Source organism: Massilia aurea, assembly GCF_024753205.1.
Taxonomy (GTDB): Bacteria; Pseudomonadota; Gammaproteobacteria; order Burkholderiales; family Burkholderiaceae_D; genus Telluria; species Telluria aurea.
The window spans coordinates 1,127,795-1,141,936 of the sequence record NZ_JANUGZ010000001.1; the positions used below are offsets into that span (position 1 = coordinate 1,127,795).

Sequence of the window (14,142 nt, forward strand, 5' to 3'; positions counted from 1 at the left end):
CTTCAGCGCTGCATGCCCCAGCGCCGCACCGTCACGCGCTCCAGCGTCTGGAACACGCAGCGCTCGATCGCCAGGCCAATCAGGATCACCGTGGCCAGGCCCGCGAAGACCTTATCGGTCAACAGCTCGTTGCGGTTCTGGAAGATGTACCAGCCCAGGCCGCCCTGCCCCGACGTGCTGCCAAAGACCAGCTCCGCCGCGATCAGCGTGCGCCAGGCAAAGGCCCAGCCGATCTTCAGGCCCGACAGGATCGACGGCAGCGCCGCCTGCACCAGGATCTGCAGGACCATGCGCAAGCCGCCCAGGCCATAGTTACGCCCGGCCATGCGCAGCGTCTCGGGCACGGCGCGAAAGCCGGCACTGGCATTGAGCGTCAGCGGCCACACGACTGAATGGACCAGCACCATCAGCAGGCTGCCCTTGCCCAGACCGAACCACAGCAGCGCCAGCGGCAGCAGCGCGATGGCCGGCAGCGGATTGAACATCGACGTCAGCGTGTCGATCAGCTCGCGCCCGAAGCGGTTCGACACGGCCAGCCAGGTCAGCAGGAACGCGATCGCCACACCCAACAGGAATCCCTGCACGAGGATGGCCAGCGACACCGTCACATAACCGATCAGCTCGCCCGACGCGATGCCGTCGATGAATGCGCGAGCCGTCTGCAGCGCGCCTGGCAACAGTAAATCGTTGTCGACCCAGCGCGCCAGCAACTCCCACAGGATGACCAGCGCCAGCAGGATCGCAGGCTTGTTTAGCCAGCTCAAGCGGTCAACCGACCCAGTGCTGACCAGGGCGGGGTCGGGCGCCGCACGCTGCGGCGCGACGTATTCCGGCCGGACCGGCGGTTCGTGCACGGCGCTCATGGTTGCACCTGTGCGGGTTGTGGTTGCACAGCGGGCCCATCGGCGTCAGCACCGAACAGCAGCGCATGGATGCGCTGCGTGGCAGCCTGAAACTCGTGGCTGCCCGCACTGGCCAGGCTGAACTGATGACTATTGAGTTCGGCGCGCACGCGGCCCGGGTGCGGCGAGAGCAGCAGGATGCGGTTGCCCACCACCAGCGCCTCTTCGATCGAGTGCGTCACGAACAGCATCGTGAAGCCGATCTCGTCCCACAGCGCCTGCAGTTCTTCCTGCATGCTGCGCCGGGTCAGCGCATCGAGCGCGGCGAATGGTTCATCCATCAGCAGCACGGCCGGCTGCATCGCCAGTGCGCGGGCAATCGCCACCCGCGCCTTCATGCCGCCCGACAGCGTGTGCGGGTAAGCGTCGGCAAACCGCGCCAGCCCGACCTTGCCGAGCCAGTGGCGGGCGCGCACCTCGGCCTCGGCCCGCGCAACACCACCGGCCAGCATCGGGAACAAGACGTTCTGCTTCACCGTTTTCCACGGCGGCAGCTGGTCGAATTCCTGGAACACGACGATGCGGTCCGGGCCCGGCCCCGTGACGGGCGTGCCGCCCAGGTGCAGACTGCCCGCGCGCGGCGCGATAAAGCCGCCGATGGCTTTGAGCAGCGTCGACTTGCCGCAGCCCGACGGCCCCAGTAGCACGAAGCGGTCGCCCCGGTAGACGTCGAAGCTCACATCGTCGGTCGCGCGCACGACGCCGCGCTCGCTGGCGTATTCCAGCGTGACATGTTGGGCGCGCAGCAGCGGTTCCGGCGGCACCAGGTTGAAGGGGGCAATGGCGCGCATATCAGCTTCCGTTGGCGATGGCCGGATGCGCGAAGAAGTAATCGCGCCACGATGCCGGCTTGTTCTTGATGGCGCCGACCTGGTGCAGGAACTGCGCCAGTCCCAGCGTGTTTTGCGGCGCCACGCTGAACTGCGTCTTCGGGTCCTTGATGACCTTAAGCAGCAGTGCCCGGTCGACGCTCCCCTTGTTCACGCGCAGATAGGCATCGGCCGCGCCTTCCGGATTGGCCGCAATATACTGGGCCGCCTCGGCCAGCGCATCAATCAAGGCGCGGTAGGTCTTCGGATTGTCTTTCACGTACTTCTCGGTGGCATACAGCACCGTGGCCGACGACGGCCCGCCCAGCACCTGGTACGAATCGAGCACGACGTGCGCATTAGGGTTGCCCGCCAGCTCGAGTTGCTGGAACGGCGGCGCGGCGAAGTGTCCGTTGAGCTCGGTCTTGCCGGCGATGAGGGCAGCGGCCGCATCCGGATGCGGCACCGTCTGCGTGAGCGGATCGAGCTTCTTGAACCCGGCCACGCCCCACTGTTTCGCTGCCGCCATCTGCAGGATGCGCGCCTGCACCGATACCGTTACGGCCGGCAATGCAATCCGGTCTTTCGCGCTGAAGTCGGCAATCGTCTTCACGGCCGGATTGGTGCTGACGAGGTAATACGGAAAGCTCCCCAGTGACGCGATGCCGCGCACGTTCTGGCGGCCCTTCGTGCGATCCCAGATCGTCATCAGCGGGCCGACGCCGGCGCCGGCCACGTCGATGGAACCGGACAGCAGCGCATCGTTGACGACGGCGCCGCCCGACAGCTTGACCCAGTCCACGTCGACATCGATCCCCTGCTTCCTGCCATGCTTTTCGATGAGCTTCTGGTCTTGCGCCACGTTCAGCAGCAAATACACAACGCCAAACTGCTCGGCCACGCGGATCTTGCCTTCGGCCTGCGCCTTTGAGGGCAGCGCCAACGTCAGCGCTGCAGCCAGTGCCAACAACTTTGTATTGAGATTCATGGGTTTCCTGGAATTAGGTCAGAAAGGCACGTCGCCTTCGATCGTCGTGCGGTACAGCTTGCGGCGCAGGTGGTCCGGGCAACCGGCGGCCAGGTGCATCAGCGAGCGGTTGTCCCAGAACACCATGTCGTGTGGCTGCCATTGATGGCGGTAGACATGCGCGGCGCGCGTGCCGTAATCGAACAGCAGGTCGAGCAGTTCGCGGCTGCGCTGTTCGGACACGCCCAGGATGCGCGTGGTGAAATGCTCGCTGACGAACAGCGCGCGGCGCCCCGTCTCGGGGTGCGTGCGCACGACCGGATGGCTGACCGGCCTGACTTCGTCGATCTGCGCCTGGGTCAGCTGCGGCCGGTACGGGTTGCGCTGGCGCAGTTCCTCATAGCGCGCCAGGTACCAGTGCTCGGCCTGCAATCCTTCGACTTCGCGCTTGAGGTCATCGGGCAACGCATCCCACGCCGTGTGCTGGTTGGCGAACAGCGTGTCGCCGCCCTCGGCCGGCAACTCCTGCGCATGGAGCATCGAGCCCAGGCTCGGCGTCTCTTTATAGGACAGGTCGGAATGCCAGAAGTGGCCGGCGTCGCCCAGCCCGACCGGCTTGCCGTCCTGCTGGATATTAGAGATGACGAGCACCTCGGGTTGCTCGGGCAGCTGGAAATTGCGCAACACGTGGATCTGCAGGGCGCCGAAGTGGCGGCTGAAGTCCACCTGCTGCGCGGGCGTGATGTGCTGGTCGCGAAACACCAGCACGTGATAATCGAGGTGCGCGCGGTGCAGCCGCGCAAGATCGGACGTGGCCAGCGGCAGGGACAGGTCGAGACCGATGACTTCGGCGCCCAGTGGCGCGCCGGGAAACGGATGGATGGCAAAGGACTGGCGGGCAGAATCGAGTGGCATGGCGTTGGCGTGGCTGAATGATCGTGTTGTTACGATAGCCACGCCTGTCAGCCCCAACAACGAATGATTTCAGCTATCGTCATGCACTTTTTGCACCCCATGCAACTGGCATGGCGGGAGTCCACCCTGAGCGATTCCGATGCAGGCCGGGTGGTTTTTTGCTAGGATGCGACAGTTTTCCCTAAAGCACGACCCACTTGCGCGCCTCCCCCTGAACCTGCATGGCCACAGACAAAGAACTTAACGACTTTCTGCAGAATGTCGAACGGCGCGCGTTCAAGCAGGCGGTCTATGCGGTTCGCAAGGACGAATCGGCGCTGGACATCGTGCAGGACGCGATGATCAAGCTCGCCGAAAAATACGGCGACAAGCCGGCCGCCGAGCTGCCGATGCTGTTCCAGCGCATCCTGCAGACGACGATTCTCGATTACTTCCGCCGCGAAAAAGTGCGCAATACCTGGGTCAGCCTGTTCTCGGGCTTCGGGCGGGGCGACGGAAACGACGACGATGACTTTGATATACTCGCCTCACTCGAGGCCGAGCAAGGTTCGGCGGCCGCAGAGTCGAGCGCGGACCAGGTCGAGCGTACCCAGACCTTGCGCCTGATCGATGACGAAGTACAAAAGCTCCCCACGCGTCAACGGGAAGCCTTCCTCATGCGTTACTGGCAAGATATGGACGTCGCCGAGACGGCGGCAGCAATGGGATGCTCCGAGGGCAGCGTCAAAACGCATTGCTCGCGCGCCACCCACGCCCTCGCGGCAGCGCTCCAGGCCAAGGGAATCACACTATGAACACCGACGACATCAATCTGGCGTACAAGATACGCCACGCGCTGGACGAACAGCTCGACCACCTGCCGGCTTCGACCGTCGACCGGCTGGCCGCCGCACGCGCTGCCGCCATGGCGCGCAAGAAACCCGACGCCGCCCGCTTCGGCTTTGCTTCTGGCTCTGGCTGGCGCGGCATAGGCGCGTTCCTGGCCGGGCCGACCGTGGCGCGCCTGGCCATCGCCGTGCCGCTCATGGCGCTGGTGATTGGCATGGGGGGCTTCTACCAGCACGAACAACAGCAGCAACTGGCGGCACTGGCTGACATCGACGCCGCCGTACTGGCCGACGAACTGCCGCTGACGGCCTATCTCGACCCGGGTTTCAACGCCTATCTGGAGTCGCAGCAGCGCCAGCAATGACCAAGAAGAACGTCTCGAGATCGCGCTTCCCCGTGCTGAAGACCGTCATCGGCGTCGTAGCCGCTGCTGCGCTGGCCTGGGTGATCGTCGATCGCCTCGAGACACCATCCATCCTGCCGGCAGCCACTGAGACAATCGCGAGCGTGCGCCCGCTGCGCAAGGCCCCCGACAAGCCGCTGTGGCGCGACCTGAGCAGTGCGCAACAGGTGGCGCTTGCACCGCTCGCCCCCGAATGGGACCGCATGGAAGGCGCGCGCAAGCGTCGCTGGATCGAGGTCTCGGCGCGCTTTGCCTCGATGGCCCCGGCCGAACAGCAACGCGTGCAGGAACGCATGCGCCAATGGATGAAACTCACGCCCCAGCAGCGTGAACTGGCGCGCGAGAACTTTAGCAAGACCAACAAGCTGGCGCAGGGCGACAAGGCGGCCAACTGGGAAAACTACAAGCAGCTGTCGGCCGAGGAAAAGCGCAAGCTGGCCAGCAAGCCGGCCACGCTGCAAAAGAGCGCGCCGATCGCGCTGCCCGACACGCCGCTGCTGGTCGTGCCGATGCCGTGCGCGGCGAACACGACGCGCCGGGGCGCCGAGTGCGTGCTGATCGGCACGCCCGATACGCCGCCGCCGTCGGCCATTGCCGTCATGCCAGGGCCGGTCGCGCCTGCAGTGACGACGCCGGCAGCGCCATCGTCACCGAATTCCGCGGTGTCACCAGCCGCCATAAACGGCGGCGCTGTCGCCACACCGGGTGGCCAAGCGCGCGATGCCCAGGCCGCCAATGCAGGCAACTGAGCCGCCGGTTGCGCCTCCCGGGGCCACGCCGGCGATCGCCACCACGCCTACAGTCAAGCGGCGCCTTGCCGTGATGGTCTATGAATTCCTTCTTCTGTTCGCGGTCGAGATGCTGGCCGTCCTGCTGTATCTGCTCGTTACCGGCAACCGCCAGGATCCCCTCTTCCAGCACGGCCTGAAGGTGTACCTGTTCGTGATCACGGGCCTGTACTTCACCTGGTGCTGGCGCGACAGCGGCCACACGCTGGCCATGAAGACATGGCGCGTCAAGGTCGTGCAGCCCGGGCACGCACGCCTGCCGTGGCGTACGGCGATCGTGCGCTATCTGCTGGCATGGGGCTGGTTTGCGCCGGCGCTGATTGTGTGCGCGGTGTTCGGGCTGCATGCCCGCGGCCAGATCGCGCTCGCGCTCGCGATCGGTATCGTTGCCTGGGCGTTGACCGCGTGGTTCGACAGCGACCGGCAATTCCTGCATGACCGGCTGATGGGGACGCGTTTGATTTGCTTGCCGAAAAGACGTTCGGGCAAATCCGCACCGACGTCATAGCCTGGTCTCTGCCAATCAGGTCATCTCCTCAAGTCGTGCCATTGATTCCGATCTGGTGAGCAGTTAATCGATCCGCCATGCGACGTCGTCGCTCACCACTGCTGAAAATTCGTGCATTTTCGGAACCTGACAGTCGACAGGCTGTCCAATCTGAAACGGCCACACCATGCGCCGAGGCTACAGGTACGTCATCCAGATAGCCTGCTTTCAGACCTTTCCAGGGAAGACGCATGAACCTTTTTACTAAAAAAAACTATCTAGAATGCTTTTTCATCCTTAACAGCCTGTTTTTGATCAGTGCTATCAGTTTCGCCGCAACAAATTCAGCTTGGCAGAAACTAGGTGTAAACACCGCACCCGAGCGTATCGTGCAGACGCGCGATCATACAATCACCGTGCATGAAATGACGTCCAGCCCACTCGGCAGCCGTGCCGGACTAACATTTGCGTGGGTCGAATTCGACAACGTAAAGAAAAACATTCTGGTAAAAGAGGTGCTTCGCTTTGATGATAGTTATTCGATTTACAAATCAGAAACCCCAGCCAATGCCTTGCTTTCAATTAATGGTGGATTTTTTGGCTACGACGCCAACAAGCGCTACATTCCCTTGGGCCTGGTGATTTCTGACGGAACAATCGTGAACCGAAAGATTGCCTGGTCAGGGGGAGGTATTCTTCTACAAAAAAAGGGCGAGCACGCAAAAATCACGAAGGCAAGAAAATTCAAGGTAAGCTCCGGCATTCTGCAGGCAGTGCAGAGCAAACCGCTCATCGTCGAAGATTCTCAAGTCGCCATCTACTCGGATGACAAAGAGCGCTTCAACCGGACAGCTTTCGGTGTCTTTCCATCAGGGAGAATTTTTGTTGCTGGTGCATTCGAGAGTTTCGGGCGAGCAGTTTCGCTGTACGAATTCGCGCAACTGGTGACGTCGATCGAGTCCGCCCAAGGTGAGCGACCTGTTACTGCGATTGCGATGGATGGCGGTCCGGGCTCGCAAATTTACATACCGCAACTCAAGCTACACTATGGCGACCCAGGAAAAAACTACGTTCCCAACTTAGTGGTCATCTCCCGGTAGAAGAAATCATGCCCTATCGATCCCGCCCCGGACGACTACGGCAAATCAATTCTGGCGGCAAAGCGCCGTCAGTCCAATCCACTATGGCGAATATCGCCGGGTGGCTGAGTTCGAGCATCAAAAAAATCTCCTAAATGTTCGGCATTACCGGAGCTAGCCTGCTTGTCTGGTTCATGCCATTTTTTGAACCACTAAAAAACGATTTTTTGCATTGGATCTACCCGGAGAAGGTCGATATCACACTCGATTGCGGCACTTGTATCATGTCGCTGTCGCAACCGATATCAATCCTCATCCATGCGACGCCTGATGCATCCACTCCTGTTGAAAAAGGTTTCCTTAAGCTTGATTACGATCGCTCCGTTTTTGTTCTGTCCAAAGATACGCCCAGTGGATTCAATACGGCGGAAATAGCGGAGAGTCGAATGCTCAACGAAGGACGCTTCGTTCTCTATCCAAAACAGATCCCGGAAAAAGAATACCAGAGCACGATGTCGATCACCCTTAAAACGAAGTACGGCGAACATCGTTCGAATAAGGTTATTGTCACGATATTACCAACTGAACCCGGTTACGTGACACCCTTTCTGGATAGCACAGGCAACAAGCAATACGATTTATCCGGTGAGTGGATCATCGAAATCGACGGAAAACAAGGGCAAATGCAGATTAGTCAAAACAAAAAAGCGAAAATCACTGGCAAATTCTCATTAGGCACTACTGAACGTGGGACGGAGAAAATAGTCGACGGCTTTAAAGATGGAACGACGTTCAGGGCATGGCTCTACAGATCAGCAGATAAAACAAAAGCCTGGCGAGTTGAAGGACCCTATATAACAAAGGCAGAGACGCCGAATCTGATCGAAATCACCTCGGCATGTGCATGGGCGGTCGTCGCCGATCGCTCCATCACGCAAAATACGTTCGTCGATCCCATCTATCCATGTAAAGCAAGAAACTTTGTTGGATGGAGAAATACAAGTTATTCCACGTTCTATGCAGTTGCGCGTACTCAACCGTGAGTGACCGGAGGCCGAGCACTTGGTCGTGTTGCGCGGAGGCCGTCAGTGTGGATATTTTTCCAGACTGCGCCACCCATGTTGCGAACACAAAAATTGTCTCGCGGAATACGAAATACGTAGCTGACCGAATCCCTTAATAATTGATTACCAGACAATCTTGTCAATCAATCCGAAAGGGATTTCATGAAGCAATCACATCTTCGCGTCGTCATCATGGGCGGCTCCAGCGGCATCGGCGCCGCCACTGCCATCGCCTTCGCCCGCCAGGGCGCTCACCTCGTGCTCGGCGCGCGTGGCAAGGCTGGCCTGGACGACATCGCCCGGCGCTGCCGCCAGGCCGGCGGCCATGCCGACGTGCTGGTCGTCGACGCTACCGATGCCGACGCGGTGGCCGCGTTTGCGCAGGACGCCCGCGACCTTCTCGGTCAGATCGACCTCTGGTTCAGCAATGTGGGCAGTGGCGTCGTCGGCAAGTTCGCCGACGTGCCGATCGCGCACCATCGCCAGGTCATCGAGACCAACCTGATCACGCACATGAACGACGCGCACGCCGTGATCCCGATTTTCCTGGAACAGGATTACGGCATCTGGGTCAACATGATTTCGTCGGGCGGCTTTGTTGCCACGCCGTACGCGGCGGCCTACGGCGCCAGCAAATTTGGCCTACGCGGCTTCAGCGAGGCGCTGCGCGCCGAACTGGGCAAGAAACGCGACATCCACGTGTGCGACATCTACCCGTCCTTCGTCGACACGCCGGGCTTCAAGCACGCTGCCAACTATACGGGTGCCAAGCTGTCGTATCCGCCAGGCGTGCTGGCCCCCGAGAAAGTGGCCAACGCTGTCGTCGCCCTGGTGCGCAAGCCGCGCTCAGTCACGCTGCTGGGCGCGCCCGACGTGACCAAGAAGCTCACGCAACTGCGCCCGACCTGCTGGCATCCGGCATGAACCGCTTCATGGAAACCTGGGCCAAACGCGCTGACCCCACCGAAGACACGGTGGGCGCGCTGTACGAGCCGCAGCAGGGCGCCAGCGGCGTGCACAGCGGCATGGTGAAGCGCCCTGCCTCTGCCCCTGCTCGACCGCGGCGCGACGTGCAGCCTCGCGTGCCATCGAATGACAACACGCTCGCCGTGGGCGCCGTGCTGATCGCGGCCGCCGTCGGCCTCTCCTTGCTGGGCAAACGCTCTGACAATTAATACGTCAGATTGACCTGCATGACGGCAGTCGTTCCGCTGACTTCGTTACCGACGATCAGCAACGGCTTGCCGTTGGGCGACTTGTGCGCCGGGATGAACGTCAAGCCTTCCGGTCCCAGGTCGCCCTTGTCGCCATCGCGCGTGTTCAGGTAAGTCACGAACGACGCTGACGCCGGTTTCGTGATGTCGTAGACCATCACGCCGCCGATGCGCTCCAGGCCGACAAACGCATACTGCTTGTCGCCGAATTTGCCGACCACGACGCCTTCCGGCTCCGGGCCTTTCGAGGCGCTGCGGTCTTCCAGATTGTTGTTGTCGTTGCTGGCGTTGAAGCGCGCATTCGGCAGCGTGCTGGTGCGGCGCTCGAATTCGTCGCCCGAGTCGTAGACGCGCTTGATGTCCGTGTCCCAGATCGAGAATGAACGGCCGCCAAACGTGTACAGCTCGGTGCATTGGCCGGCGGCGTTCTTGCCGGTCATGCCACCACCGTTGGGCGTCGTCGTCACGCGCAGCCGGCCCAGGTTCGAGTCGAACGTCGCGCTACCGGCGTTCGGGAACACGCTCGGATCCAGCCCTGCCGTGCAATGTGCGCGGATGCGCGTCTCTTCATTGAAGCCCGGCCAGTCGGCGCGGGCATCGCCCTCATTCGCGGTCAGCAGGTAATGCTTGCCATCGACCGTGTAGCCGGCAATCGCGTCCGGCAGGTACATGCCTTTCACAGGCTGCGGACCGATCTTCGTGGCCGGCGTGCCGCTGTTGGTATTGGTGCCGCCATCTTCGTCCGACGCGTCCAGACCGAAACCGGCGACATTGTGGTCCTTGAAGCCGAGCGGCTTGATCGATGTGACCTTTGCGCTGGCCACGTCAACGATGGCGATCGCATTGTTTTCCTGCAGCGTGACCCAGGCCGTCTTGCCGTCTTCGCTGACGGTGATGTATTCCGGCTCGAAGTCCTGCGCAGCCGTGGCCTTGGGGCCAAAGATGCGGATGCCCTGCGCGCGCAGCGCCGTTTCCTGGCCATTGAAGCTGCGGAAGTCGGCGGTGGCAACGCTTGGGGCGCCGCCGCGATTCACGGTGATGATGCTGACCGCGCCTTCGGGGTCGCTCGTCCCGGCCACGCCATAGCCACTTGGCTCGCCTTCATTGGCGACCAGCACCTTGCTGCCGTCCGGCGTGAACACCAGCATGTCGGGCAACGCGCCTACCTTCACGCTGTTGATCAGCTTGAGGTCGGCCGCATTGTAGAACGCCACGGTGCCCTGATCGGTCTTGACCGCCGCTTCGATCGCCAGCGCCACCAGGCCGTCGTACACGGCGACGCTGTTGACGGCCTTGCCGAGGCCCGCCACGCTGATCGTGCCCAGCAGCTTGGGTGCAGTCGGTGCGCTCAGGTCCAGCACGTCGACGGTGCCATTGGCGCCGTTGACGACGAACAGGCGCTTGCTGGCAGCATCGTATGCAGTGATCTCGGCTGCGCCGACGGCGCCACCGTTGTAGCTGCCGATTTTTTCCAACGTCAGCGTGGTGGGCGTCGGTTCGTCGTCATGGTCGCCGCCGCAGGCAGCAAGCGTGCAGGCCAGCGCAATCGTGGCAATCATTGGAAGGTAGCGGTTGGTAGGACGGGAGCTGCGCAGCATGATGGTCGGTTTTCCAGGGATGAAAAACCGCCAGCATAGGACGCGCCGATGACAGCAGCATGACATGTCATCAACACGTCCCCCGTCACCGTATCAGAACTGGTCGGTGTCGCGCAGGAAGCGCCAGCCGCCGGCCGGCATCGGGCCCATCGAGATGCGGCCGATGCGCAGGCGGCGCAGTGCGGTCACGCGCAAGCCCACGTCGCCGCACAGGCGCTCGATCTGGCCGCGCTGGATGTTCTTGCCAGCGATGCGCAGGCGCTGCTCGCTTTGCCAGCTGGCCTTGAACATGCGGCCAAGCTTGGCCATGCCATTGTCGGCGATCTGGCCATCGACCTCGACGACGTATTCGGACTCGTTGCGCGATGCATCGTCGACCAGCTTGCGAATCACGCGGAAATCCTGGCTGAACACGATCAGGCCCGAGGCCATGGTTTCCAGCGGCGTGGCAGCCGTGGTCTTGAAGAGGTGCCGGCGCAGGAACGGCTTGCCGCGCCCGTGTTCCAGTACCTGGTTCTCGGCGGTGATGCTCGCGAGCGCCGCTTCGATTTCGATACCAGCCGGCTTGTGCATCAGGATCGTCACCGGATCCGGTTCAACCGGCGTCGCGCCGGGCAGCAGCTCGACCTTTTGCTCCGGCGTGACGCGGGTGGCGGGATCTTCGGCCACGGTGCCGTCGACGCTGACCCAGCCGCCGGCGATATAACGCTCGGCATCGGCGCGCGAGCACCCTGCCACGTCGGCCACGCGCTTGGCCAGGCGGATTGCTTCTTCAGTTGTCATGCACGCCAATCAGTAAAAAATGCGGTGAAGACGTCGACCGTGCGCTGAACATCGCGCGCGGAGACATCGAGGTGCGTCACGAGACGCATTCTGGGGCCGACCGTGGCGCGGATCTGCGCCCGTTCGAGCGCCGCGCGCAGCGGTGCGCAGGCGCCAGCCGGCACGTCGATCCAGAAGATATTCGTTTGCGGGGTACTGACGGTGAGCGCCGGGATCAGGGCCAGGCCGCGCGCCAGTTCGGCGGCGTTGTCATGGTCCTGCGCCAGCAGCGCGACATTGTGTTCGAGCGCGTAGTGCGCGGCAGCGGCGATCACGCCAGCCTGGCGCATGCCGCCACCCAGCATCTTGCGCCAGCGCTTGCCCTGCTCGATGAAGGCCTTCGGGCCCAGCAACACCGAGCCGACCGGCGCGCCCAGGCCCTTGGACAGGCAGACCGAGACGGTGTCAAAGCCCTTGACGGCGTCCGCCAGGCTGATGCCCTGCTTGACGGCGGCATTGCAGATGCGCGCGCCGTCCAGGTGCGTGGCCAGGCCCTTCTCGTGCGCGAGTGTCGTGGCCGCGGCCACGTACTCCTGACTCAGCACACGGCCACCGATCGTGTTTTCCAGCGCCAGCAGGCGGGTACGCGCGAAGTGCATGTCGTCGGGCTTGATATAGGCCTCGATGTCGGCCAGCAGGATCGAGCCGTCCGGCTGATTGATGATCGGCTGCGGCTGGATACTGCCCAGCACTGCCGCGCCGCCGCCTTCGTACTTGTAGGTGTGCGCTTCCTGGCCCACCAGGTATTCATCGCCGCGGCCGCAGTGCGTCATCAGCGCGATCAGATTGGTCTGCGTGCCGCTCGGGGCGAACATGCCGGCCTCGTAACCGAACAGCTCCGCCGCGTAATCCTGCAGGCGGTTGACGGTGGGGTCGTCGCCATACACATCGTCGCCGACGTTGGCAGCCACCATCGTGGCGCGCATCGCGGCGCTCGGCTGCGTCACCGTATCGCTGCGCAGGTCGATCCAGCCTTGCGTGTTGTCGCTCATGCTTGTTGTCACTCCGTGGTGGCGGCTTGTGGGGCGTAGAAACGTTCGGTCATCTCTGCCAGACCCAGTTCGCCCAGTACCTCGTGCAGACGTTCGGTCGGGCGGCGGCGCGGCAGGTTCTTGTAGGTGGCGATGATCAGCTCGTTCTTCATCGAGTGCTCCCAGCCCACCAGCTCGGTCACGGTGACCTGGTAGCCATGCGCCTCGAGCTGCAGGCAGCGCAGCACATTGGTGATCTGGCTGCCGAATTCACGCGTGTGGATCGGGTGGCGCCAGATTTCGGTCAGCGCGCTGCGTTTCACGTCCTTGCCCTTGTTCTTGCGCAGGACGGTGGCGACTTCGGCCTGGCAGCACGGCACCAGCACCATGTGCTTCGCGTTCTTCTTGAGCGCGAAGTCGATGGCGTCGTCGGTGGCGGTATTGCAGGCATGCAGCGCGGTGACGATGTCGATCGATTCAGGGAGCGCGCTCGACGTGGTCGATTCGGCCACCGACAGCGGCAGGAACGACATGCCCTTGAAACCCAGGCGCGCGGCCAGCTCGGTCGATTTGGTGACCAGTTCTTCGCGCGTCTCGATGCCGTAGATGTGCGAACCGCCGTTTTCCTCAACCTGCTGGGCTTTGACGAACAGGTCGTACAGGATGAAGCCAAGGTACGACTTGCCGGCGCCATGATCGACCAGCGACACGCTGCCCTTCTCCCCCTGCACGTCGCGCAGCAGCGGCTCGATGAAGTTGTACAGGTGGTAGACCTGCTTGAGCTTGCGCCGGCTGTCCTGGTTCAACTTGCCGTCGCGGGTCAGGATGTGCAGCTCTTTCAGCAGCTCGATCGACTGGCCCGGGCGAACCTCGGGTGGCAACTCCGTTACAGCCGGGGCTTTCTTGACGTTCTCGACACGCTTCATGAAGATCAGTGGTTCTTTTCGGCGGCGTGGTTGATCGTGTATTTCGGGATCTCGACAACGAGGTCTTCGTCGGCGACGATCGCCTGGCACGACAGGCGCGAATTGGGCTCCAGGCCCCAGGCCTTGTCGAGCATGTCTTCTTCCTGCTCTTGCTGTTCGTTCAGCGAATTGAAGCCTTCGCGCACGATCACGTGGCAGGTGGTGCAGGCGCAGACGCGGTCGCACGCGTGTTCGATGTCGATGTCGTTTTCGAGCAGGACGTCGCAGACCGATTTGCCGCTAGGCGCCTCAAGCACGGCGCCTTCTGGGCACAGCACGGGATGGGGAAGGATGACGATTTGTGGCACTTGGGTTACCTCGGTTGATTGT

At 62.3% G+C, this 14,142-nt stretch carries 17 protein-coding genes; 8 read left to right on the top strand and 9 right to left on the bottom strand.

All coding sequences use genetic code 11. The annotated features are described in order from the left end of the window. Nucleotides 1-2: 2 nt before the first annotated feature. From NX775_RS04795 to NX775_RS04810, 4 genes are read right to left on the bottom strand one after another with little or no spacing between them, the layout of a single operon-like run. Complete coding sequence (locus tag NX775_RS04795; protein WP_258834942.1) at nucleotides 3-863, bottom strand: ABC transporter permease; 861 nt, start codon at nucleotides 861-863, stop codon at nucleotides 3-5. Next, nucleotides 860-1,693: an ABC transporter ATP-binding protein gene (locus tag NX775_RS04800; RefSeq protein WP_258834943.1), complete on the bottom strand. Its 834-nt coding sequence runs from the start codon at nucleotides 1,691-1,693 to the stop codon at nucleotides 860-862. Before NX775_RS04800 ends, NX775_RS04795 begins: the two co-directional genes overlap by 4 nt. 1 nt (nucleotide 1,694) lies before the next feature. Continuing rightward, the gene (locus tag NX775_RS04805; protein WP_258834944.1) at nucleotides 1,695-2,699 is read right to left on the bottom strand and encodes an ABC transporter substrate-binding protein; all 1,005 of its coding nucleotides are present in this window, start codon (nucleotides 2,697-2,699) and stop codon (nucleotides 1,695-1,697) included. 18 nt (nucleotides 2,700-2,717) lie between these two features. Beyond that, the gene (locus NX775_RS04810) at nucleotides 2,718-3,593 is read right to left on the bottom strand and encodes a TauD/TfdA dioxygenase family protein (protein WP_258834945.1); all 876 of its coding nucleotides are present in this window, start codon (nucleotides 3,591-3,593) and stop codon (nucleotides 2,718-2,720) included. A gap of 221 nt (nucleotides 3,594-3,814) precedes the next feature. Between NX775_RS04810 and NX775_RS04815 the strand changes: the two genes are divergently transcribed. From NX775_RS04815 to NX775_RS04850, 8 genes are all read left to right on the top strand, one after another. After that, nucleotides 3,815-4,387: an RNA polymerase sigma factor gene (locus NX775_RS04815; protein ID WP_183555366.1), complete on the top strand. Its 573-nt coding sequence runs from the start codon at nucleotides 3,815-3,817 to the stop codon at nucleotides 4,385-4,387. Then, on the top strand, nucleotides 4,384-4,785 hold the full coding sequence (locus NX775_RS04820) for a DUF3619 family protein (RefSeq protein WP_258834946.1): 402 nt from the start codon (nucleotides 4,384-4,386) through the stop codon (nucleotides 4,783-4,785). The genes NX775_RS04815 and NX775_RS04820 overlap by 4 nt, the downstream gene beginning before the upstream one ends. Continuing rightward, a complete protein-coding gene (locus NX775_RS04825) occupies nucleotides 4,782-5,573 on the top strand; it encodes a DUF3106 domain-containing protein (RefSeq protein WP_258834947.1) in 792 nt (263 codons plus the stop codon). Before NX775_RS04820 ends, NX775_RS04825 begins: the two co-directional genes overlap by 4 nt. Then, a complete protein-coding gene (locus NX775_RS04830) occupies nucleotides 5,560-6,120 on the top strand; it encodes an RDD family protein (protein WP_258834948.1) in 561 nt (186 codons plus the stop codon). Before NX775_RS04825 ends, NX775_RS04830 begins: the two co-directional genes overlap by 14 nt. A gap of 230 nt (nucleotides 6,121-6,350) precedes the next feature. After that, a complete protein-coding gene (locus tag NX775_RS04835; RefSeq protein ID WP_258834949.1) occupies nucleotides 6,351-7,199 on the top strand; it encodes a phosphodiester glycosidase family protein in 849 nt (282 codons plus the stop codon). Between the two features lie 134 nt (nucleotides 7,200-7,333). Further along, nucleotides 7,334-8,221, top strand: coding sequence for a hypothetical protein (locus NX775_RS04840; RefSeq protein WP_258834950.1), 888 nt, complete (start codon nucleotides 7,334-7,336; stop codon nucleotides 8,219-8,221). Nucleotides 8,222-8,404: 183 nt separating this feature from the next. Beyond that, nucleotides 8,405-9,166, top strand: coding sequence for an SDR family oxidoreductase (locus tag NX775_RS04845; protein WP_258834951.1), 762 nt, complete (start codon nucleotides 8,405-8,407; stop codon nucleotides 9,164-9,166). After that, the gene (locus NX775_RS04850; RefSeq protein ID WP_258834952.1) at nucleotides 9,163-9,417 is read left to right on the top strand and encodes a hypothetical protein; all 255 of its coding nucleotides are present in this window, start codon (nucleotides 9,163-9,165) and stop codon (nucleotides 9,415-9,417) included. The genes NX775_RS04845 and NX775_RS04850 overlap by 4 nt, the downstream gene beginning before the upstream one ends. Here the strand turns inward: NX775_RS04850 and NX775_RS04855 are convergent. From NX775_RS04855 to fdx, 5 genes are all read right to left on the bottom strand, one after another. Next, a complete protein-coding gene (locus NX775_RS04855) occupies nucleotides 9,414-11,054 on the bottom strand; it encodes a choice-of-anchor I family protein (protein WP_258834953.1) in 1,641 nt (546 codons plus the stop codon). The genes NX775_RS04850 and NX775_RS04855 overlap by 4 nt on opposite strands. 93 nt (nucleotides 11,055-11,147) lie before the next feature. Beyond that, a complete protein-coding gene (locus tag NX775_RS04860; RefSeq protein ID WP_258834954.1) occupies nucleotides 11,148-11,837 on the bottom strand; it encodes an RNA pseudouridine synthase in 690 nt (229 codons plus the stop codon). Next, a complete protein-coding gene (ltaE, locus tag NX775_RS04865) occupies nucleotides 11,834-12,868 on the bottom strand; it encodes a low-specificity L-threonine aldolase (protein ID WP_258834955.1) in 1,035 nt (344 codons plus the stop codon). Before ltaE ends, NX775_RS04860 begins: the two co-directional genes overlap by 4 nt. A gap of 8 nt (nucleotides 12,869-12,876) precedes the next feature. Beyond that, nucleotides 12,877-13,773, bottom strand: a complete 897-nt coding sequence (locus NX775_RS04870; RefSeq protein ID WP_258834956.1) for a class I SAM-dependent methyltransferase — start codon at nucleotides 13,771-13,773, stop codon at nucleotides 12,877-12,879. Nucleotides 13,774-13,778: 5 nt separating this feature from the next. Beyond that, a complete protein-coding gene (fdx, locus tag NX775_RS04875; RefSeq protein WP_258834957.1) occupies nucleotides 13,779-14,120 on the bottom strand; it encodes an ISC system 2Fe-2S type ferredoxin in 342 nt (113 codons plus the stop codon). Between the last annotated feature and the right edge of the window lie 22 nt (nucleotides 14,121-14,142).

Bases quoted from the DNA above. Each gene is read 5' to 3' on its own strand.
- NX775_RS04840 (WP_258834950.1), top strand. From the start codon at position 7,334: ATGTTCGGCATTACCGGAGCTAGCCTGCTTGTCTGGTTCATGCCATTT.
- NX775_RS04850 (WP_258834952.1), top strand. From the start codon at position 9,163: ATGAACCGCTTCATGGAAACCTGGGCCAAACGCGCTGACCCCACCGAA.
- NX775_RS04810 (WP_258834945.1), bottom strand. From the start codon at position 3,593: ATGCCACTCGATTCTGCCCGCCAGTCCTTTGCCATCCATCCGTTTCCC.
- NX775_RS04825 (WP_258834947.1), top strand. From the start codon at position 4,782: ATGACCAAGAAGAACGTCTCGAGATCGCGCTTCCCCGTGCTGAAGACC.
- NX775_RS04795 (WP_258834942.1), bottom strand. From the start codon at position 863: ATGAGCGCCGTGCACGAACCGCCGGTCCGGCCGGAATACGTCGCGCCG.
- NX775_RS04835 (WP_258834949.1), top strand. From the start codon at position 6,351: ATGAACCTTTTTACTAAAAAAAACTATCTAGAATGCTTTTTCATCCTT.
- NX775_RS04860 (WP_258834954.1), bottom strand. From the start codon at position 11,837: ATGACAACTGAAGAAGCAATCCGCCTGGCCAAGCGCGTGGCCGACGTG.
- NX775_RS04870 (WP_258834956.1), bottom strand. From the start codon at position 13,773: ATGAAGCGTGTCGAGAACGTCAAGAAAGCCCCGGCTGTAACGGAGTTG.
- NX775_RS04855 (WP_258834953.1), bottom strand. From the start codon at position 11,054: ATGCTGCGCAGCTCCCGTCCTACCAACCGCTACCTTCCAATGATTGCC.
- ltaE (WP_258834955.1), bottom strand. From the start codon at position 12,868: ATGAGCGACAACACGCAAGGCTGGATCGACCTGCGCAGCGATACGGTG.
- NX775_RS04830 (WP_258834948.1), top strand. From the start codon at position 5,560: ATGCAGGCAACTGAGCCGCCGGTTGCGCCTCCCGGGGCCACGCCGGCG.
- NX775_RS04815 (WP_183555366.1), top strand. From the start codon at position 3,815: ATGGCCACAGACAAAGAACTTAACGACTTTCTGCAGAATGTCGAACGG.
- NX775_RS04820 (WP_258834946.1), top strand. From the start codon at position 4,384: ATGAACACCGACGACATCAATCTGGCGTACAAGATACGCCACGCGCTG.
- NX775_RS04800 (WP_258834943.1), bottom strand. From the start codon at position 1,693: ATGCGCGCCATTGCCCCCTTCAACCTGGTGCCGCCGGAACCGCTGCTG.
- NX775_RS04805 (WP_258834944.1), bottom strand. From the start codon at position 2,699: ATGAATCTCAATACAAAGTTGTTGGCACTGGCTGCAGCGCTGACGTTG.
- NX775_RS04845 (WP_258834951.1), top strand. From the start codon at position 8,405: ATGAAGCAATCACATCTTCGCGTCGTCATCATGGGCGGCTCCAGCGGC.